The sequence below is a fragment of the Trichococcus sp. genome (assembly GCF_055118575.1).
In genome coordinates this window covers 66,961-88,757 of the sequence record NZ_JBSQPW010000006.1, presented here as the reverse complement: position 1 = coordinate 88,757, position 21,797 = coordinate 66,961, and the positions used below count along the sequence as shown (strand labels likewise).

General features: G+C 47.2%; 18 protein-coding genes. All 18 read left to right on the top strand.

The window, feature by feature from the left end; translation table 11 throughout:
* Positions 1-145: 145 nt before the first annotated feature.
* The 18 genes from ACTCCX_RS02780 to msrB all read left to right on the top strand — a co-directional run bounded on the left by ACTCCX_RS02780 (position 146) and on the right by msrB (position 21,696).
* Positions 146-1,234 (top strand): BMP family lipoprotein, encoded by a 1,089-nt coding sequence (locus ACTCCX_RS02780; protein ID WP_463274648.1) that lies wholly within the window; start codon positions 146-148, stop codon positions 1,232-1,234.
* A 266-nt stretch (positions 1,235-1,500) separates the two neighbouring features.
* Entirely contained in the window at positions 1,501-3,075 is a 1,575-nt protein-coding gene (locus ACTCCX_RS02775; protein WP_463274620.1) for an ABC transporter ATP-binding protein, read from the top strand.
* Positions 3,068-4,141 (top strand): ABC transporter permease, encoded by a 1,074-nt coding sequence (locus tag ACTCCX_RS02770; protein WP_463274619.1) that lies wholly within the window; start codon positions 3,068-3,070, stop codon positions 4,139-4,141. Before ACTCCX_RS02775 ends, ACTCCX_RS02770 begins: the two co-directional genes overlap by 8 nt.
* 1 nt (position 4,142) lies before the next feature.
* A complete protein-coding gene (locus tag ACTCCX_RS02765; RefSeq protein ID WP_463274618.1) occupies positions 4,143-5,102 on the top strand; it encodes an ABC transporter permease in 960 nt (319 codons plus the stop codon).
* Positions 5,103-5,263: 161 nt separating this feature from the next.
* Positions 5,264-6,532 (top strand): EF-P 5-aminopentanol modification-associated protein YfmF, encoded by a 1,269-nt coding sequence (gene yfmF, locus ACTCCX_RS02760; protein ID WP_463274617.1) that lies wholly within the window; start codon positions 5,264-5,266, stop codon positions 6,530-6,532.
* Positions 6,525-7,826, top strand: coding sequence for an EF-P 5-aminopentanol modification-associated protein YfmH (yfmH, locus tag ACTCCX_RS02755; protein ID WP_463274616.1), 1,302 nt, complete (start codon positions 6,525-6,527; stop codon positions 7,824-7,826). Before yfmF ends, yfmH begins: the two co-directional genes overlap by 8 nt.
* On the top strand, positions 7,823-8,548 hold the full coding sequence (gene ymfI, locus ACTCCX_RS02750) for an elongation factor P 5-aminopentanone reductase (RefSeq protein WP_463274615.1): 726 nt from the start codon (positions 7,823-7,825) through the stop codon (positions 8,546-8,548). The genes yfmH and ymfI overlap by 4 nt, the downstream gene beginning before the upstream one ends.
* Positions 8,549-8,706: 158 nt before the next feature.
* Positions 8,707-9,510, top strand: a complete 804-nt coding sequence (locus tag ACTCCX_RS02745) for a helix-turn-helix domain-containing protein (protein WP_463274614.1) — start codon at positions 8,707-8,709, stop codon at positions 9,508-9,510.
* Positions 9,511-9,539: 29 nt separating this feature from the next.
* On the top strand, positions 9,540-10,118 hold the full coding sequence (pgsA, locus tag ACTCCX_RS02740) for a CDP-diacylglycerol--glycerol-3-phosphate 3-phosphatidyltransferase (protein ID WP_463274613.1): 579 nt from the start codon (positions 9,540-9,542) through the stop codon (positions 10,116-10,118).
* 147 nt (positions 10,119-10,265) lie between these two features.
* Positions 10,266-11,522 carry a competence/damage-inducible protein A gene (locus tag ACTCCX_RS02735; RefSeq protein WP_463274612.1) on the top strand — a complete coding sequence of 419 codons (1,257 nt, stop codon included), beginning with the start codon at positions 10,266-10,268 and terminating at the stop codon, positions 11,520-11,522.
* A 104-nt stretch (positions 11,523-11,626) separates the two neighbouring features.
* Positions 11,627-12,697, top strand: coding sequence for a recombinase RecA (recA, locus tag ACTCCX_RS02730; protein ID WP_463274611.1), 1,071 nt, complete (start codon positions 11,627-11,629; stop codon positions 12,695-12,697).
* 242 nt (positions 12,698-12,939) lie between these two features.
* Positions 12,940-14,499, top strand: a complete 1,560-nt coding sequence (gene rny / locus ACTCCX_RS02725) for a ribonuclease Y (RefSeq protein ID WP_463274610.1) — start codon at positions 12,940-12,942, stop codon at positions 14,497-14,499.
* 141 nt (positions 14,500-14,640) lie between these two features.
* Positions 14,641-15,447, top strand: a complete 807-nt coding sequence (locus ACTCCX_RS02720) for a TIGR00282 family metallophosphoesterase (protein WP_463274609.1) — start codon at positions 14,641-14,643, stop codon at positions 15,445-15,447.
* The gene (locus tag ACTCCX_RS02715) at positions 15,444-15,818 is read left to right on the top strand and encodes a YlbF family regulator (protein ID WP_463274608.1); all 375 of its coding nucleotides are present in this window, start codon (positions 15,444-15,446) and stop codon (positions 15,816-15,818) included. Before ACTCCX_RS02720 ends, ACTCCX_RS02715 begins: the two co-directional genes overlap by 4 nt.
* Before the next feature lie 33 nt (positions 15,819-15,851).
* The gene (gene mutS / locus ACTCCX_RS02710; RefSeq protein ID WP_463274607.1) at positions 15,852-18,443 is read left to right on the top strand and encodes a DNA mismatch repair protein MutS; all 2,592 of its coding nucleotides are present in this window, start codon (positions 15,852-15,854) and stop codon (positions 18,441-18,443) included.
* A 9-nt stretch (positions 18,444-18,452) separates the two neighbouring features.
* Positions 18,453-20,483 carry a DNA mismatch repair endonuclease MutL gene (gene mutL / locus ACTCCX_RS02705; protein ID WP_463274647.1) on the top strand — a complete coding sequence of 677 codons (2,031 nt, stop codon included), beginning with the start codon at positions 18,453-18,455 and terminating at the stop codon, positions 20,481-20,483.
* Positions 20,484-20,557: 74 nt separating this feature from the next.
* A complete protein-coding gene (locus tag ACTCCX_RS02700) occupies positions 20,558-21,163 on the top strand; it encodes a DUF937 domain-containing protein (protein ID WP_463274606.1) in 606 nt (201 codons plus the stop codon).
* A 107-nt stretch (positions 21,164-21,270) separates the two neighbouring features.
* Complete coding sequence (gene msrB, locus ACTCCX_RS02695; RefSeq protein ID WP_463274605.1) at positions 21,271-21,696, top strand: peptide-methionine (R)-S-oxide reductase MsrB; 426 nt, start codon at positions 21,271-21,273, stop codon at positions 21,694-21,696.
* The last annotated feature ends 101 nt before the right edge of the window (positions 21,697-21,797 follow it).

Here is a 21,797-nt window from a genome sequence, read left to right as displayed (position 1 = left end):
TGAAAAATATATGGATATTAAATGAAAAAACGATTACAAAACAAGTCGATATCGTTTATTTTTGAAAGAATACATGCTATGATATTTTTTGTAAGAAGCTTGTACTTACAAGTTTAAAAAATTGAATTTTATTGGAGGGGTCATGGTGAAAAAGCAAAAATATGTTAAATTGTTGGCAGTAGGGTTAGGTGTCAGCACAATTTTGGCAGCATGCGGCGGCAATGGCGATACCGCTGACAGTAGTGCGACAGGTTCCAGCACGGCAGGAGGAACGGAAGATAACTTCGCTATCGCGATGATTACCGACGTCGGCGGCGTGGATGACAAATCATTCAACCAAAGCGCGTGGGAAGGCCTTGTTGCATGGGGCGAGGAGAACGGCAAAGAAAAAGGGATCGATGGATATGATTACATCCAATCAAATGCCGATTCGGAATTTGTGACGAACTTGAACACTGCCGTAAACAGTAATTTTGATCTTGTGTTCGGTATCGGATATAAATTGAAATCAGCGATGCAAGATGTGGCTGATCAGAATCCTGATACATTGTTCGCAATTATCGATGATGTCATCGAAGGCGAAAATACAGTTTCCATATCATTCAAAGACCATGAAGCTGCTTTCTTGGCGGGCGTCGCAGCTGCCAAAACAACCAAAACCAATCAGTTAGGTTTCATCGGCGGACAAGAGAGCGAAGTAATCGATCGCTTTGAAGCAGGATTCGTAGCTGGTGCCCAATCCGTGAATCCTGATATAGATATTAAAGTTGAATATGTCGGCTCGTTCGGCGATGCAGCAGGCGGAAAATCTAAAGCTGCCGCAATGTACGCTAGCGGAATCGACATCATTTATCAAGCTGCCGGAGATTCCGGTAATGGCGTATTCTCAGAAGCTAAGGATATCGTCAAAGCAGATCCTTCAAAAGAAATTTGGGTAATCGGTGTTGACCGTGACCAAACAGAAGAGGGTTTGTTGACGCTGGATGACGGTACCGAAAGAAACCTTACTTTGACTTCAACGTTGAAGGGTGTAGGTAAAGCAGCTCATGACGTTGCTAATTTAACGATGAACGGCGAATTCCCGGCTGGAGAAGTACAGACTTTCGGTCTGGCTGAAGAAGGCGTTAATTTGACGGACGGTCAGTTGAGCGCGGATGCCTTGACTGCTGTTGAAGATGCGAAGGCACAAATTTTGGACGGAACACTTGTGGTTCCGGAAGCTCCAGAAAACTAATCACGTTCTAAATTCTCATGAAGCAACTTGATTCCGGTTAGGATATTGAGTTGCTTCTCTTTTTTTCTGTGCAGTATCCCTAGGTAAAGTTTGTTCCATTTTTAAAACAAATGTTTGTTTTTCGTGATAAACAAAAGTGGATAGGATTTTGGAAATACTTTATAATAGGTGTGAAATAGTGTTTTACGGTATTATATTCTATAAGCGTGTCTCACTGCTGCATGAGGGAATGCATGCATTCAATTTTAGTAAGGGGTGGAATCAGCATGACAGAAGAAAATTATGTCATTGAGATGATTGGCGTAACGAAAACTTTCGGCAATTATAAAGCGAATGATGATATTTTTCTCAGCTTGAAAAGAGGTGAAATTCACGCTTTGTTGGGTGAAAATGGTGCGGGCAAGTCGACTTTGATGAATATCCTCTCTGGTCTTTTGGAGCCGACCAGCGGAACCATCAAAGTCAAGGGGCAAGAAGTCGAAATCAGCTCCCCGGGTGTTGCCGATAAATTAGGGATCGGAATGGTGCACCAACATTTTATGCTGGTCAAGGACTTCACAGTAACAGAGAACATCATTTTAGGCAGTGAGCCGAGCAGACTCGGTGTTCTGAATAAAAAGGCAGCTGCGGGAGTGATTGCGGATCTGTCCAACAAATACCGCTTGGCAGTCAATCCGTCCGCCAAAATCGAAGACACCACTGTCGGGATGCAGCAAAGGGTAGAAATCTTAAAAACGTTGTACCGTGGGGCGGATGTCCTAATTTTTGACGAACCAACAGCGGTTTTGACACCTCAGGAAATCGATGAACTGATGTCGATCATGAGGGAATTGACGAAAGAAGGCAAGTCGATCATTCTGATCACGCATAAGCTGGATGAAATCAAAGCGGTTGCCGATCGTTGCACGGTAATCCGCAAAGGCAAGAGCATCGGCACTGTTGACGTGAAGCAAACATCCCAGCAAGAACTGGCCGATATGATGGTCGGGCGTTCCGTTCTGTTCCGTACAGTCAAAAAACCAGCCGAGCCCAAGCAGGCTGTTTTGGAAATTGAAGGTTTGACGGTCAAAGAAAGCCGTGGTCTTGAAGCCGTGCGTAATTTGAATCTGACTGTTCGGGCGGGCGAAATCGTCGGCATTGCCGGGATCGACGGGAATGGCCAAAGTGAATTGATTCAAGCCATCACTGGTTTGCGGAAGGCCGAGAGCGGAACCGTCAAATTGAACGGCGAAATCATCACGAACTTGGCCCCGCGCAAAATTACTGAATCTGGCTTAGGACATATCCCTGAGGACCGACAAAAGTTCGGGCTGATCCTCCCGATGCGCTTGGATGAGAATATCGCCTTGCAGACTTATTATCAGGAACCATACAGCAAGAATAGCTTCCTGAATGACAAAGCCATCGAAAACCATGCCATCGAACTGATCAAAGAGTTCGATGTCAGGACCCAAAGCGAAAAAGCGACAGCGGGTTCTTTGTCAGGCGGGAACCAACAAAAGGCAATCATTGCCCGTGAAGTCGATCGGAATCCTTCACTGTTGATAGCTGCCCAACCGACCCGCGGATTAGATGTGGGGGCAATCGAATTCATCCATAAACGCTTGATCGAGCAAAGGGATAAGGATAAGGCCGTCCTCTTGATGAGCTTCGAGTTGGATGAAATCCTGAATCTCTCCGACATCATCGCTGTGATGTTTGAGGGTGAAATTGTGGCCTATGTCAAACCGGATGAAACTTCCGAACAAGAATTGGGCTTATTGATGGCCGGTTCTTCTTTGGAAAAGGCCCGGGAAGAATTGGAAAAAAACAAGGAAGAGGAGGGAAGCCTTCATGAGTAATCAACAAGGAGCCAATCGCATCCAGGGGATCATCGTTCCTTTGCTTTCAGTCGTATTAGGCCTGTTGATCGGCGCAATCGTCATGTGGTCTTTTGGTTATGATGCCATCGCGGGTTATTCGGCAATGCTGAAGGGAGCTTTCGGATCGCCGTTTTACATAGGCGAATTACTGCGTGAAGCTACCCCTTTGATTCTGGTCGCACTAGGTTTTGCGGTAGCCAACACGGCAGGTTTCTTCAACATCGGTGTAGCGGGTCAAACCTTATTCGGTTGGTTGGCATCCGTCAGCATAGCCCAACTGTTGCCTGACTTGCCGAAATTGATTTTGTTGCCTTTATGCATTTTGGCGGGAATCGCTGCCGGAGCATTGTGGGCGGGCATTGCCGGTGTTCTGCGTGCCTATTTCAATACCAGTGAAGTGATCGTCACCATCATGCTGAATCACACAGCTTTGTATATCAACAATCATATCGTCAGAAATGTTTTGACGGACTCCGGGGATGCGACAGCCAGAATCACGGAAAATGCCAGTCTGAGAGTACCGTTCTTGTCGGAACTGACGCGCAATTCGACACTGCATGCCGGTATTTTCATTGCCCTCATCATGATTGCGGTTGTCTGGATTCTGATGAAGAAAACAACATACGGTTTCGAATTCCGTTCGGTCGGATTGAATCCTGATGCAGCCGATTACGCAGGGATGAACGCCAAAAAGAACATCATTTTGGCCATGTTGATCAGCGGCGGGTTGGCCGGTTTGGGAGGCGCGATGGAAGGGTTAGGGAATTTCCAGAACATGTTTGTTCAAGGTGCGATGCCTGCTGTCGGATTCGATGGCATGGCGGTAGCTTTGTTGGGTATCGGAAGCCCGATCGGAATTCTCTTTGCGGCACTTCTGTTCAGCACGCTTAAAATCGGTGGAACGAGCATGCCGCTTATGTCCGGGGTACCGGTTGAAATTGTCGACATCGTGATCGCCTCGATCATCTTCTTCGTCGGTGCAAGCTATATCATCAGGCTACTGGTGAACAAGCTGTCCAAAGTCAATAAAAAGGAGGTGGCGTGAGATGGACTTACTAGCGATTCTTTCGATCATCGTGTCTTCGGCTTTGATTTATTCGGCACCATTGATTTTTACTGGTCTTGGCGGAACTTTCTCGGAACGGAGCGGTATCGTCAACGTGGGATTGGAAGGCACGATGGTGATGGGGGCATTCTCAGCCATAGTCTTTAATCTGAACTACGCCGATAGTCTTGGGAAAATGACCCCTTGGGTTGCGTTATTGGTTGCGGGGGCAGTAGGCATTTTCTTTTCGATTATCCATGCCGTTGCCACCATCAATTTGAGGGCGAACCATATCGTTTCCGGAACGGTCATCAATATGCTTGCCCCTGCGTTGGCGGTATTTTTGACCAAGGTTCTTTATGAAGGGAAGGGGCAAACTGCCTTCATCATCCAGAACTTCGGAAAGACAAGTTTCCCTATATTGAAGGATATCCCGGTCATCGGTCAGATATTCTTCACGGACACGTCAGCTCCAGCCTATGCAGCGATCGCAACAGCGCTTGTCTGCTACTTCATCATCTTCAAGACGACTTTTGGCTTGCGTCTGCGTTCGGTCGGGGAACACCCGCAAGCGGCAGATACTTTGGGGATCAACGTCTACGTGATGCGCTACGCTGGCGTGCTGATTTCCGGATTTTTGGGCGGAGTGGGCGGCGCCATCGTCTCCCAGTCAATCAGCTTGAATTTTTCCGGATCGACGATTGCCGGTCAAGGCTTCATCGCCATGGCTGCCATGATTTTCGGCAAGTGGAATCCGATTGGTGTGATGGGTGCAGCGATTTTCTTCGGTTTCGCTCAGAGTCTGGGAGTCATCGGCAGCTATATTCCGGTCATCCAGAATATCCCTTCCGTTTACCTTCAGATTGCACCTTATGTCATTACGATAATTGTACTTGTAGGTTTTATCGGAAAATCGAGAGGTCCGGCCGCCAACGGTACGACTTATATCAAATCAAAATAATCTCTGAAAGTGAGAAGGGTTGGCTCAACACGAGTCAGCCTTTTCTTTTTGCACCGGGCATGGGAAGAGCGTGTCCGAGAATGGCTTAATTGAAAAAAAAACCGAATTAGAGTATAGTTTTCCCTATCGACAAATAAAATAGCTTACAGGACGTGAAATGGATGGAATATAAATTAAAGCAAGGTGTTACGGCCTATATCGAGCCTTCTGACAAATACAAAACTGTACTGATCCAGTACAAATTCAGGACGATCTTCGACGGCAGAACTGCTACGGAACGTTCTTTGGTGAAGAACATGCTTGAAACGAACAGCAAGCAATACCCTACCCAAAACGAGATGGATTTGAAAATGGCCAGCCTTTACGGTGCAACGCTGCATACGCAATCCCAACGCTTCGGCAAGCAGCATGTGGTGACGCTGAGTCTGTCCGTCGTCAATGATAAGTTTATCGGAGGCGACGACACACTTTTGGAAGAGGCTTTCGCTTTTCTGGAAGAAATCATCTTCAGGCCGAATGCCGAGGACGGTAAGTTCCATGAGAAGACTTTTCTGAGGGAAAAGGAAAATCTGCATAATTATTTCGAATCCTTGATCGAAGACAAGTCAGCTTATGCACGAAATCGCTTGAACCAAGTGATGTTCGAGGGAACGAATCAAGCCTATCAAGGTATCGGGGATGCCGGCTTCCTTAAGGATATCACTCCAGGAACGCTGTTTGAATGCTACGAAGAGATGATCGGAGCAAATCAACTGGATATCCTTGTTTCGGGCGATGTAGAGCCGGAACGGATAGTGAAGATACTGGCTGGACAGAAGCTTTCCGACAGGAAAGAGATTGAAAAAGAGGTGTTCTACTTCCGCGAAAAGATATCGGAACCCGTCACTTCAAGCGAAGCTCAGGACATCAATCAGGGCAAGCTGTTTTTTGGTTTCTCCTCTCCCGTTTATTACATGAACGATCATTATTTTGCCGGATTGGTTTTTGATGGATTGTTTGGGGGATTCCCGCATTCAAAACTCTTCCAGAATGTACGTGAAAAAGAAAGTTTGGCTTACACGGCTTCAAGCAGCTTGGATTTTCTGCGCGGGGTCATGACTGTCGGTACCGGCATTGAATTTGATAAGCGGCAACAGGTCGAGGAAATCGTACTGGCTCAACTGCGGGATATGCAAGCGGGTGACTTTTCGGATGCGTTGATCGCTCAAACGAAAAGCATGCTGATCAACCACTACAAACAAAATGATGATTATCAGGGCAGAAGCTTGGCGAAACAGTACCAGGATATCCTCATCATAGAGAACCCTCTTTCGCAAGAGCAGTGGATTGCCGGTTTGAATGCGGTGACGAAGGAACAGATCATTGCTGTTGCGGAAAAAATGACTTTGCAGGCGATATTTTTCTTGAAAGGCGAGGCTACAGATGAATAAAATACACTATGAGGCACTAAACGAAACTGTCTATACGGAAGTATTGGAAAATGGATTACAAGTAGTTTTGATTCCGAAAAATAAATACTCTAAAACCTATGGTATCTTCACCACCAATTTCGGTTCGATCGATAACCAGTTTGTGCCGATAAACGGAGATAAGGAAATCAAGATTCCGGACGGTATCGCACATTTCCTTGAACATAAACTGTTCGAGGGCGAAGACCATGATGCTTTTGAAGACTTCGCGAAGTATGGTGCTTCAGCGAATGCTTTCACTTCCTTTACGCGGACAAGCTATCTCTTTTCAGCCACGGATAATATCGCAGAAAATACGAACAGCCTACTTGACTTCGTTCAAGATCCGCATTTCACGGCAGAAGGCACTGAAAAGGAAAAAGGCATCATTGCCCAAGAAATCCGCATGTATGAAGACAATCCGGGATGGCAACTATTTTACGGTCTGCTCCGTAATCTCTATCCTGAACATCCACTTTCCGTCGATATAGCCGGAACTGTCGAAAGCATCCAAGCAATCTCACCGGAACTGCTTCAAATCTGTTACGAAACTTTCTACCATCCTTCCAATATGAATATATTGATGATTGGTAATTTCGTACCCGAAGAAATGATGGAGACCATCAAACAAAATCAAGACTGCAAGACATTTGTTCCCGCAAAACCGATCCAGCGCACTTTGCCTCCAGCTTCGATCCAGGAAATCATTCCCTACAAAGAGACCGAAATGGATGTGCAGCGCCCGAAAGTGATGCTGGGTGTGAAAGGTCTGGATACGGATGTAACCGGAAATCAAGCTGAAAAATACAAAATCTACGGATCGCTGTTGTTGGAATTGCTCTTCGGTCGGAGCTCCACGCATTTCATCGATCTCTACGACAACGGTTTGATCGATGACAGCTTCGGCTACTCCTTCAATCTGGATCGTTCCTTCCACTTTATGGCCATCGAGTCGGACACGGAACAACCAAAACTGCTGGAAGAAAAGCTGAAGCGGATACTTTTGGATTGGGAAACGGATGCCAATCTGACGAATGCGAAGTTTGATTTGCTGAAGAAGAGCATGATCGGAGAACAACTGCAGGCATTCAATTCTTTGGAATACATCGCAAACCATTACAGCACCTTGCTGTTTTCTGGGGCCGAACTTTTTGAAGTTGTTCCGTTGATCGAAGCGACCACACTGGAGGACATCCGCAGATTTGCTGCGGGGTATCTAAAAGAACAAAGTATGAGCACCTATGTGATCGTCCAGAAGGGAGCAATGCAGCAATGAAAGCTGCTTTGGTGACGGGAGCCTCCGGCGACATCGGGTCCTCTATCGCAAGGGACCTAGCAGGTTCAGGCTGGTCTTTGTACCTGCATTATCATTCCAATCAAGAAAAAATCAAGCTGTTGCTGTCGGAACTGCAATCGGCTTATCCTGAACAGGAATTTTATCCAATCTGCATGGATTTGACCGATGAAGCTGGCGTTCCGACGCTTGTTGACCAGATATTTTCGCTCCAAGCGATTGTTTTTGCGCACGGCAAGACCGAATATGGGTTGCTTCAAGATATGACTTCCCCACAAATGGATTCCTTGTGGGAAATGCACGTCAAAATACCTATGCTGATCATTCAAGCGCTGCAGGGAAAAATCGCTCGTTCCCGCAACGGCCGCATCCTCTTCATCAGTTCGATCTATGGGGAAGTCGGCAGTGGACTCGAAGTGCTCTACAGCACCGTCAAAGGGGCCCAAATCGCCTTCGTCAAAGCCTACAGCAAGGAAGTCGCCTCGATGGGAGTGACAGTCAATGCCATATGCCCGGGAGCCATCGATACGCAAATGAACGCTCATCTGGATAGCGATGAAAAAGAGGCTCTTCTTGAAGAAATCCCGCTGGGGAGAATGGGAAGTCCGGACGAAATCAGCTTCTGGGTATCCCAACTTCTGAAGGAAGACAGCCGTTATATGACCGGACAGGCTATTTACGTATCCGGTGGCTGGCTCAGGTAAAACAGTATTGGAACTCCTGATGAAGGGATTTTATGGTATAATATCTTTGGCAACTTCGGGATTTGCAAGTGAAGGCAGGTGAAGAAATGGTTCAAATTGGAGAAATCCTAAAAAGTGCTAGAATTTCCAAGGGGTACACGTTGGATGATCTACAGCAAATGACTAAGATACAGAAACGGTATCTGATTGCCATAGAAGAAGGCGATTATGAAATCATGCCGGGCAATTTCTATGTGCGTGCCTTCATCAAGCAATATGCAGATACTGTGGGCTTGGATGGCGACCGCTTGTTGGGTGACCATGCAAATGTGATTCCGGAAATACATGGGAGCAGCCAAGTGGAGGATTCCGGCTCATTTTCTCCCAGTCGCTCCGAGACTAGAAGGGCCTCTAAAAAGACGAATTTTAACTATGGAGGGTCCGTCCAGAATAAGTTACCGACTTTTTTGTTGGCTGTGGCGGTAGTCGCCATCGTTCTTGTGGTCTGGAAGGCTACTTTGGACGATGACGATAACCAGGTTCAGATCGAAGTGGCTTCCAACATCAGCCAGACGACTGTGGCATCGCAAGAAATGCATTCAAGCGGTACAGAGCAGACAGAGAGTGCAGTTACAGCGGAACGAACAGCGCAGGTGACCCTGGTCTCTTCTGCCGATGGGTATGCGGAATATGACGTCAGCAGCTTATCGTTGCCATCAGAGTTGAAAATCTCGGTAGCGGCAGGCGGCAGTTCCTGGATCGGCGTAAGCGTGAATGGGATCGTCCAAGAGCCTTCCGGCATCGTGGACACTGAAAACCCATTGACGGTCGTTCTGCCATTGAACACAAGCGAGATAGAAGTGATAGTCGGTGTGATGCCGGCAACGATAATCGAACTGGATGGTGCAGTCGTTGAAATGCCAGACGATTATCAAGAGATTCAGACCCAAACTTTATCCTTTACCGTCAAAGGTGTGGAATAAGTCAGGGCACATTAAAGGAGTTGCAGAAGTTGAATTTACCTAATAAATTGACAGCGTTGCGGATTTTGATGATTCCGTTGTTCATGATCATCACCTTGTTTCCTTTTGATTGGGGTACGCTTGCAGTTGCCCAATCACAGATTGCCGTCAATCAACTGGTCGGAGCTTTCATTTTTGCCATCGCCAGTTTTACGGATTGGTTGGATGGTTATATCGCCAGAAGGGACGGATTGGTCACCAACTTCGGAAAATTCGCTGATCCGCTGGCGGACAAGATGCTTGTTGCCACTGCCATGATTGTGCTGGTCGGCCAAGGACTGGCTCCTTCGTGGGTCGTCAGCATCATCATCAGCCGGGAATTGGCGGTTACAGGTTTGCGCCTGTTGCTTGTGAAGGAAGGCGAAGTCATGGCAGCGGCATGGCCGGGGAAAATCAAAACGGCGACGCAAATGGTAGCGATCATTTTGTTGTTCGTGGATAATTTTCCTTTTCAGGCAACCGGCATTCCGGTTGCGGATATCATGTTGTATCTTTGTTTGATTTTCACCATTTATTCAGGGGTGGATTATTTCGTCAAGAATAAACACGTCTTTGACGGATCCATGTAGTTTTAATAAATAAGAAGGGCTGGGTTGCATCAGGTTGCGATCTGAACAAAAGAAAAGCGATTCTTTTGTGCCCTTCTTTTTCTTTATCATTTTTTATTAGATTTTTTTTCTGGCTTGAGCGAATACTATGGATGTGAGGTATGTAATATGAACGCAGAAATTATTTCAGTCGGAACGGAATTGTTGATGGGGCAAATAGTGAATTCGGATGCGGCGTTCATCGCCAAGGAACTGACCGGTTTAGGCATAGACTCCTATTTTCAGACGGTTGTCGGCGATAACCCCGGAAAAATAAAAGAAGTGATCCAAATAGCCGAATCACGGAGCGACTTGCTGATTTTTACAGGAGGGCTCGGTCCCACCCGAGACGACTTGACCAAACAGACTGTAGCGGATTACCTTGGGGAAGAACTTGTCATGGATGACGCTGGGTTGGCGCATATCCAACAATGGTTTGAACGTTCGGGAAGAAGCATGACAAAAAACAATGAGCTTCAAGCTTTAGTGTTCAAGAGCGGTACTGTCTTCCCGAACCCGATCGGACAAGCGCTCGGTACCTATACCGAAAAAGATGGGAAAGGGTATTTGCTTTTGCCAGGTCCGCCGAGAGAGCTTGAGCAGATGTTCCGGCAATTTGTGAAACCATTCCTTTCCAGCAAGTATGAAGATCACCAAGTCATCTCATCGAAAACGCTCCGCTTTTTTGGAATCGGCGAATCCACATTGACGACGAAGTTGGATGAAATGATCCGTAATCAGACCAACCCGACAATAGCACCGTATGCCGGGAAATATGAAGTGACTTTGAGGCTCACGGCAAACGCTGCGACAGAAGAAATCTGCGGAAAGCTGTTGGATGAAAAAAAAGCGGAAATATTGGCGATCGTAGGGGGATATCATTATGGCGACGGAGATGAATCCAGTCTTGCCGAAGTGGTAGGAAAGAAATTGTTGGAGGGCAAAACATCCATCAGTGCAGCCGAAAGTTTAACCGGAGGGCTTTTTCAAGCGGAGCTTGTCAAGGTTCCAGGCATAAGTGAAGTCTTCGCGGGAGGCATCGTATCTTACCAAGAAGGTGCTAAACAACGGGTTCTTGGTGTACCGGAGCACATTCTGGAGGCATACGGAATGGTCAGCCCAGAGTGCGCAGTTGCGATGGCGGAACGTGCACGCGAACTGTTTGACACGCAGTTGGCCATTTCTTTTACAGGAGTTGCCGGTCCGGATCAAATGGAGGGTAAGCCGGCCGGAACGGTATGGATCGCTTTGAGTCAAAAAGATGGGCCGACTGCAGTCCAAGGCTTCCGGTTTTCCCGCAATCGACTCGGGAACAGGGAACAAGCAGTTATGCAAGGTTTTGATATGATTCGCCAGTATTTGATTGAAGTTGGATCCAAAGAATAAAAAACGAACGTCTGTTCACTTTATTCTTGCTTTTTTGTCCGGAAAAGGATAGTATTACGTTGTGGTGTTAATGCATGTAAATGAAAGCTTGGAGGAAACAACAAATGGCCAATATAAATGAAAATAGACAAAAAGCCTTGGATGAGGCTCTGAAAAAAATAGAAAGAAATTTCGGTAAAGGATCCGTCATGAAGCTCGGTGAAAAAGTGGACACCCAAATATCTACGGTGCCAAGCGGATCGTTGGCTCTTGATGTTGCGTTGGGAGTAGGCGGTTATCCGAGAGGCCGTATCATCGAAGTGTACGGTCCTGAATCTTCGGGTAAAACGACCGTTGCGCTCCACGCGATTGCGGAAGTGCAAAAACAAGGCGGAGTCGCTGCTTTCATCGATGCTGAGCATGCTCTGGATCCGAAATACGCTGCAGCTTTGGGTGTGGATATCGATGAGTTGCTGCTTTCCCAACCGGATACAGGCGAGCAAGGGCTGGAAATCGCTGATGCGCTGGTCTCATCGGGCGCTGTCGATATCGTGGTCATTGACTCGGTTGCCGCATTGGTTCCGCGGGCTGAAATTGAAGGTGAAATGGGAGACTCGCATATGGGTCTGCAGGCTCGCTTGATGTCCCAAGCTTTACGGAAACTGTCCGGATCGATAAACAAAACAAAAACGATCGCAATCTTCATCAATCAGGTCCGCGAAAAGATCGGCATCATGTTCGGTAACCCGGAAACGACCCCAGGAGGAAGAGCACTTAAATTCTACGCCACTATCCGTCTGGAAGTCAGAAGAGCAGAACAGATCAAGAGCGGCACGGACATCATGGGTAACCGCACAAAAATCAAAGTCGTCAAAAATAAAGTTGCGCCGCCATTCAGGACAGCAGAAGTCGATATCATGTATGGGGAAGGCATTTCTCAGGTCGGCGAAATCATTGATATGGCATCGGAAAAGGACATCGTCAACAAGAGTGGGGCTTGGTATGCCTACAAAGGCGAACGCATCGGCCAAGGCCGCGAAAACGCCAAGAAATTCCTGCTTGATCATCCAGAAATGCGTGCTGAAATCGAGAAACTTGTCCGGGACGAATACGGTATCGGTGATAAAAAAGCTGTAGAGACGATTGCAGACGTAAAAGACGAACTGATCGAATCAATCGATTTGTTGGACGAGTAAAAACTGTTTTCCAAAGAGGTCGGGACCAAATTAAATCCGGGCCTCTTTCTTTTTTTTTACAAAAAAAGGGCAATATCGCAACAGAAAAACACGTATTTTGGTTATGTTACCGTTTTATCGTTGACATGTCAGTATTCTACGTTTAGAATGAATTTATGTGCATCGCTTCATTCTGCACATTGTAAAATTAATTTTTATTCATTTTTTTGACAACAAAATTAAATAGATACGGAGGTGAAACTATGGATATATGGACTTTAGCCTTCGCTATCATAGCTTTAATTGTTGGTGTCGTTGTCGGATATTTATATCGAAAATCGAATCACGAAAAAGAAATAGCTGGTGCCAAAAATACCGCTTCCCAAATTCTTGAAGATGCTCGTAAAGAAGCAGAAACAACTAAAAAAGAAGCTATGTTAGAGGCGAAGGATGAGAACCACAAATACCGCTCTGAAATAGAAGATGAATTGCGTGAAAGACGCGGTGAGGTTCAAAAACAAGAAAATCGATTGATCCAAAGAGAAGAAAATTTGGACAGAAAAGATGCCAGCCTATCGAAGCGTGAGCAATCTATCGAGTCAAAAGAGGATAATCTTGTCAAAAGACAGAACGCTTTAGTTTCTGAGGAAAATCGCATTCAAGCATTGGTGGAAGAGCAACAACACGAATTGGAAAGAATCGCTACCTTGTCCCGTGAAGAAGCAAGACACATCATCATGGACGAAACAGAAAATCAACTTTCGCACGAAATTGCGGTCATGATCAGAGAATCAGACCAAAAAGCGAAGGATGAAGCAGATCGTAATGCAAAAAACATTATCCTGCAGGCGATCCAAAGAAGTGCAGCCGATTTGGTTTCGGAAGCAACAGTTTCAGTTGTTACATTGCCTAACGATGACATGAAGGGCCGGATCATTGGCCGTGAGGGAAGAAATATCCGGACTTTGGAGACCTTGACGGGTATCGACCTGATCATCGATGATACGCCCGAAGCAGTCGTGTTAAGTGGATTTGATCCTATCCGAAGAGAAATTGCGAAAATGGCTTTGGAGAAATTAATTCAAGATGGACGTATCCATCCTGCGAGAATTGAGGAAGCAGTCGAGAAAGCCCGTAAGGATATGGATGAGCGTATAAGAGAAATCGGCGAACAAGCAACTTTTGAAGTTGGCATCCACTCTTTGCATCCCGATTTGATTAAAATTTTGGGACGTCTGCATTTCCGCACTAGTTACGGACAAAATGTCCTGAACCACAGCATCGAAGTCGCGAAACTTTGCGGCGTAATGGCTGGGGAACTAGGCGAAGACATCAATCTGGCCAAACGTGCAGGTCTGTTGCATGACATCGGAAAAGCGCTCGATCATGAAATAGAGGGCTCGCACGTTGAAATTGGCGCAGAAATAGCCCAAAAATACAAAGAAAATCCGGTTGTCATCAATGCAATTGCCTCGCATCATGGCGATGTCGAAGCAAACTCAATTATATCTGTATTGGTCGCATCTGCTGACGCTTTATCTGCTGCTCGTCCGGGCGCAAGAAGTGAATCTCTTGAAAACTACATTCGCCGTTTGGAAAGACTGGAAGGAATTGCAAACAATTTCGAAGGTGTGGCAAGCAGTTTTGCTATCCAAGCTGGTAGAGAGATCCGCGTGATGGTCAAGCCAGATCAGCTTGACGATTCTCAAGCTATACGTGTAGCTCGTGAGATTAGAAAGAAAATCGAAGAAGAACTAGATTATCCGGGACACATCAAAGTTACGGTTATACGCGAAACAAGAGTAATTGAATATGCCAAATAATGAAAAACCAAACGGGACAGCTTTTTGTCCCGTTTTTTGCTTTTCAAGGGTATCCTGATGGACGGCAAGGGTGCAACGGCTTATCGAAACAGACAAAATATGTTACTATAAAAAGACTAGAGTTTAGAGAAGAGGCTGAAGATGAAAGTATTATTTATAGGGGATATCGTAGGTTCAATCGGCAGACAGATGCTGCAGGATACACTCCCGCAACTGAAGAAACATTACCGCCCGCAAGTGACCATCGTGAATGGGGAGAATGCGGCAGGCGGCAGAGGCATAACGGAAAAAATTTACAAAGAATTTTTGCAGACCGGTGTGGATGTCATCACCATGGGGAACCATACCTGGGATAATCGTGACATATTCGAGTTCATCGGAACAGCAAATAAGATGATCCGTCCCGCTAATTTCCCTGAAGGCACTCCGGGCATCGGCTGGACGATGATAAAAGTGAATCAGCTGAAATTGGCTGTGGTGAATCTTCACGGACGCGTCTTCATGAACAGTCTGGACGATCCTTTCCGAAAAGCGGATGAAATCCTGGAGCAAGTCCGGAAGGAAACAAATTGCATCTTTGTTGATTTCCATGCCGAAACGACAAGCGAAAAGCAAGCGATGGGCTGGTATTTGGACGGACGCGTTTCCGCTGTAGTCGGAACCCATACGCATGTACAGACAAATGATGCCCGGATCTTGCCTGGAGGGACAGGTTATTTGACGGATGCCGGAATGACTGGGGCCTATGACAGCATCCTGGGCGTAGAAAAAGAGATCATCATCCAGAAGTTCCTTACGCAATTGCCAATTCGACATGAAGTGCCGGAAAAAGGCAGGAAATTGCTCTCAGGTTGCTATATCGAGATCAATGACCAGACCGGCAAGTGCGTAAAAATCGAGAACATCGTGATCAATGAGGATCGTCCATTTGGAGGGGAATTCTATTGACCCAAGAACTGCCTATCGAAGGCCCGGCAGAAACAGAATTGAATAGCCTGGTCGAAATGTTGAAAACAAACGAAGTGATCGTCCGCTACCAAGAGGCCGAAGAAAGCATAGAAGATAACCGAGCGCTGGAACAATTGGTCGAAACCATCAAAAGCAAGCAAAAAGAAGCCGCGGCTTTTGAGCACTACGCTAAGCCGGCAGCGGCAGAAAAAACAGCCGCTGAATTAGCCGGGCTGAACAAGCAATTGAAAGAAAGCATAGCGGTCCAACAATACCGGGACGCTTTATGGGATGCCAACGAACTGTTGGAAAATATCATCGGCATCATCCAACGCGGCGTCGATGATGCGATTGAAAAAGATCAACCGTAAGAAATGAAAAGATACATTGATTGAGGTGAAAGGATGCCACAGAAGACTAAAAATACGCCCATGATGGAACAATACTTATCCATAAAAGCGCAGTATCCGGATGCGTTTTTGTTCTACCGCTTGGGTGATTTCTATGAATTGTTCCATGATGATGCCATGAAGGCCGCAAAATTACTGGAAATCACGCTGACAAGCCGCAACAAAAATGCAGATGAACCGATCCCTATGTGCGGGGTCCCATTTCATGCTGCAGCTGATTATATCCGCAGACTCGTGGAAATGGGACACAAGGTTGCCATCTGCGAACAAATGGAAGATGCCAAGCTTACAAAAGGCATGGTGCGCCGGGAAGTTGTGCGGGTCATTACACCCGGCACTTTTTTGAATGAGAACGGCAGCGAGAGCAAGACAAACAATTACTTGGCAAGTGTCGTCCGACACGAAGCAGGCGGGTATGCGCTGGGATATGTCGACATCGGAACAGGGGAACTGAAAGTCACCCTGTTGACCAACGAAGATGCCGTATTCAACGAGCTCCAGACCTTGCCGTTCAAAGAAATCGTCCTGGACTCAAAAACGGCTGAGGGTCTGACGGAAAAGTTGGAGAAGCATTTTGGCATCTTGGTTTCCATTCAGGAAAAGCTGATTCCGGAAGCGGACTTCCAGGATTTGCTTGCGGAATTAACGCAACAGTCGGAGAAGAATGTGCTTGTCCTGTTGTTGAGCTATCTTTCGGATACGCAAAAGCGGAGCTTGACCCACCTTCAGAAAGCCGTCGCCTATCAAACGGACGCTTTCCTGAAGATGGACACTTATGCGCGACGCAACCTTGAGTTAGCCGCATCCATCCGGACGCAGCAGAAAAAAGGCAGCCTGTTGTGGACGCTGGATGAAACAAAAACGGCTATGGGCGGGCGCATGCTGAAACAATGGCTTGAAAAGCCGCTGATCAACCTCAGCGACATACTCGGAAGACAACGGAAAGTGGAGTCGTTGGTCAATCACTACTTTGAGCGGATGGACATCAATGAGGCCTTGACATCGGTGTACGACCTGGAACGTTTGGTCGCCAGGGTGTCACTGGGAAATGTCAACGGCCGCGACCTGATGCAGTTGAAAACCTCTTTACAGCAGATTCCGGGATTGGTCCGAGCCATCGCTGCAATCGACGAAGCGGATGTTTGGCAGGGTGTCGTCGACAAATTGGAAGCCTACCCCGAGGTCATCGAGTTAATCGATCGGGCGATTATGGATAATCCGCCCATCCAAATCACGGAAGGTAATATCATCCGTGAAGGCTACAATGAACAATTGGACCGCTACCGCGATGCCATGAACAACGGAAAACTTTGGATAGCGATGCTGCAAAAAGAGGAAAGAGAAAAAACCGGCATCAAAACGCTGAAAATAGGCTATAATCGTATTTTTGGCTATTACATAGAAGTGACGAAGGCGAATCTTGCTGCGCTGCCAGAAGGCACGTACGAGCGTAAACAGACACTCGCCAATGCGGAACGTTTCGTCACGCCTGCATTGAAAGAGAAAGAGACGCTCATTTTGGAAGCTGAGGAAAAATCTGTCCAATTGGAGCATGAACTGTTCATCGCTTTACGGGAGAAAATCAAAGGGTACAGCAAACAGTTGCAGTCACTGGCAAAACTGGTTGCAGAGATCGATGTCCTACAGTCGTTCGCTCACGTCAGCGAAGCCTATCATTTTTCCAAACCGGAATTGAGCAACAGCAATCGGAACCTGTTCATCAAAGAAGGCCGTCATCCGGTCGTGGAACGGGTCATCGGCAAAGATAAGTTTGTGCCCAACAGCATCTCCATGGACAAAGACAACCACATCCTGCTGATCACGGGGCCGAATATGTCAGGCAAGAGCACCTACATGCGGCAGGTTGCGCTCATCGTCATCCTGGCCCAAATGGGGTGTTTCGTGCCGGCTGAGAAAGCCCATTTGCCTATCTTTGACCAAATCTTTACCCGCATCGGCGCGGCGGATGATCTCTATTCCGGGCAGAGCACGTTCATGGTCGAAATGGTCGAAACGAATCAAGCACTGCGATTTGCTACCGACAAGAGTCTGATCCTGTTCGACGAAATCGGCAGAGGAACGGCGACGTATGACGGTATGGCGTTGGCAGAAGCGATTCTGCGTTACATCGATCGCACGATCAAAGGCAAGACACTATTTTCGACGCATTACCATGAGTTGACCCAACTCGAAGCCGATTTGGCGGGGACAAAGAATGTCCATGTCGGGGCGATCGAAAAAGATGGAGAATTGGTGTTCCTGCACAAACTGATGCAGGGACCTGCAGACAAAAGCTACGGCCTGCATGTGGCCAAATTGGCCGGAATGCCGGATGAACTGATTTCCGAAGCGCAGATCATCCTCAATTCTTTGAATGAACAGCATGCGCCGCATCCTGGCTCGGACGTCACTGTTCCGGATGATACGGTCGAACAATTGGCGCTTTTCCAGGAAAGCGCGATGCACCCCAACGAGAAACATATCCTGGATGAGTTGTCTGATCTGGCGTTGGAAGATTGCACACCGATGCAAGCCATGTTGATGCTGGACGGTTGGAAAAAGTTGCTTAAATCGCAAAAGAAGTAGGTGAAAATGATGGCCAAAATCAGGGAACTATCCCAAATATTGACGAACCAGATCGCTGCTGGGGAAGTGATTGAACGCCCGGCTTCGGTCGTTAAGGAATTGGTGGAGAATGCCATCGATGCGAACAGTACGCAGATAGATGTCTTTATCGAAGAAGCGGGATTGAAGAAAGTTCAGGTCACCGACAACGGCGACGGCATCGCAGCTGACGAGGTGAAACTTGCCTTTACGCGGCATGCGACCAGCAAAATCTACACGCAGGATGATCTTTTTCGCATCCACTCGCTGGGGTTTCGAGGTGAGGCTTTGCCCAGCATCGCTTCTGTCGCCAAAGTTTCGATCGAAACGGCTGTTGCTGACCAAAGCGGTACCTACTTGTCGATAAAGGGAGGCGTCATCGGGGAGGAAAGGCCGAACAAATCCCGCAAAGGGACTACGATCATCGTCGAAGACCTTTTTTACAACACGCCAGCCCGGCTGAAATACATCCGTTCCCTGCAGACCGAATTATCGAACATCACAGATATCATGAACCGGATTGCCTTGAGTCATCCTGAGATTGCTTTCCGTTTGCATCATGAAGGGAATCAACTCCTGCATACGGCAGGCAATGGCGACCTGCGCCAGACCATCGCGGGCGTCTACGGGACAATGACTGCCAAGAAGATGAAACGGATCGAGAACGAAAATTTGGACTTCTCAGTGAAGGGATACATCAGCTTGCCGGACACGACGCGGGCAAGCCGCAATTACATTACCTTGATACTGAACGGACGTTTCATAAAAAATTATGCCTTGAACAAAGCAATCATCGATGGTTACGGATCCAAGCTGATGGTCGGAAGGTATCCGCTCGCCGTCATTGTGCTGAATGCGGATTCCCTGCTTTTGGACGTGAATGTCCACCCTTCGAAAAAAGAAGTCAGGATCAGCAAAGAAAAAGAGCTCGGTGAATTGATCCAAAGCGCAGTTGCTGCTGTTTTGCGTACGGAAGAACGCATCCCGAGCGGCATCGAAAATCTGAAATTCAAACGCCCGAGTCCGATTGAATCGGTCCGGACCGAGCAACTGAGTGTCTCATTCCGGTCATCCGATCAAGAGCTTGTGCAAGAAACGGAAGCGGCATTGCCGGTGACAGGCGAAAATGAGGATTTTCGATCCTTGGAGACATCGCGGAGCAATGGGCCGTTACACAATGGAACCGCCGGACATATAGAGTCCTATACAAATTCTGCAAAAGTCCAACCTCCGGAACACTTTCCACTTCCGGGTGAAGGGGGAGGATCGTCCCCTGATTCATTCATCGGTCAGCCAAAACCGGACCGTAACGAAACGGCCGGGCCTGACCTTTCTGCCGAACCAAAAAATCCGGATGCTCATGAAGAACCGATCATGAAAACCGTCCAAAAGGTCGAGTCGGAAGCAGAAAAGGGACCGGCGAACAAGCGGCCATTCCCGGACTTGCATTTTTTCGGCCAGATGCACGGTACTTATCTTTTCGCGCAAAACGAAAACGGACTCTACATCATCGACCAGCACGCTGCCCAAGAACGCATCAAATATGAATATTATCGCGAGGAAATCGGTAAGGTTTCCGCTGACCTCCAAGGTTTGCTGATACCGATCATTTTGGATTATCCGGCGAATGAATTCCAGTTGATCCAGGAAAGCCGGGATGTGCTGGAAGAAATGGGGCTGTTCCTGGAACCGTTCGGACAGAACAGCTTCATCGTCGAAAAACATCCTGCTTGGTTCACGCCGGGAGCGGAGGAAGAAATTTTGAAGGAACTGGTTGAGATGTTTTTGACCGAAGGTGACGTCTCCATCAAAAAACTTCGGGAAGCCACTGCCATCATGATGAGCTGCAAACGATCGATCAAAGCGAATCATTTCCTCAGCGACATAGAAGCCCGCCAACTGTTGGCCGATCTAGCGGAAACGGACAACCCCTATAATTGTCCGCACGGTCGGCCGGTGCTGATCCAATTCTCCAATCAGGATATGGAGAAGATGTTCAAACGGATCCAGGACCCGCACTGAAGGCGTATCATTTTTTATTTCTGCTTATTTATTGTAAAATCAAGGTAGTTAAATAGCAGATAGGAGTGGAAGAAATGGTGCAAATCAATGATATTTCCGAAATGATGGGCGAACTGAACAAAGAAAGTTCGATTCAGGCGTTGGGCAGCAAAACGGGCGTTGATGCAAGCGTTTTGCCGAAATTGGCTGTCGTTGCAATTCCTTTGATTCTTAGGGCATTAAGCAAAAACGCTGAGTCAAAAGCAGGGAAAGATTCCTTATCAGATGCATTGGAAAAACACAAAGGCCAGACGAAAGATGTTTCCTCGATTGAAGACGTGGTCAAGAAAGTAGACACGGATGATGGGGATAAAATATTGGACCACGCTTTCGGGGACAAGGACAAGGTCGTGGATCAGATTGCTGCCCAAACCGGCATCAGCAAATCTGAAGTTGCCAAAGTTTTGGCTTCCATGGCGCCGATGATCCTGGGCATGTTGGCCGACAAGAAGGATGCAGATGGATTGGATGCCGACGGTGTCGCCAAACAGACCGACATCTTCTCCAAGCAGGCTGAAGAAACAGCCACGAGCAATTTCGATATCACTGATCTTTTCCCTAAGCAGTCTGGAACGGCGACGCCATCGGCTACAGGCGGATTGGGCGGCATTCTGGGTAGCATTTTGGGGAATCTATTCTGATGATATCCTGAAGAAGCGTAAACGAAGCAGAACAAGACTTTTTTGTTCTGCTTTTTTGCATTTTTTGATATACTGGAGCAATGAAAAGAAAGGGGTCTGATATCAGGATGGATAATAAAGAAGAAAAATTGAAGCGCTTGACGCCTTTACAATACGAAGTAACACAGAATGAAGCTACGGAAAGACCTTTTTCGGGCGAATATGATGATTTTTACGATAAGGGCATCTATGTGGATGTCGTGAGTGGTGAGCCGCTATTCAGTTCTGCCGATAAGTACGATGCAGGTTGTGGTTGGCCTTCTTTTGCCAGACCAATCGCCACGCTGAAAGAGTTGGAAGACCGCAAGTTGATGCGCAAACGCACAGAAGTCCGGAGCGCTCAAGCCGACTCCCACCTTGGGCATGTTTTTGAAGATGGCCCTGCCGAGTTGGGCGGACTGCGCTATTGCATCAATTCGGCAGCCTTGCGATTCGTTCCTTACGATCAATTGGACGCGGAAGGCTACTCTGAATACAAACAATTATTCGAATAGGCAGCAAGATAAGTCCCATGGCTATCAGTCCTGGGATTTTTTGTCGCTTGTGCTGAGCCCCAAACGATTGTTCCCGCATATGTGACTGAGCGGCTGTCATT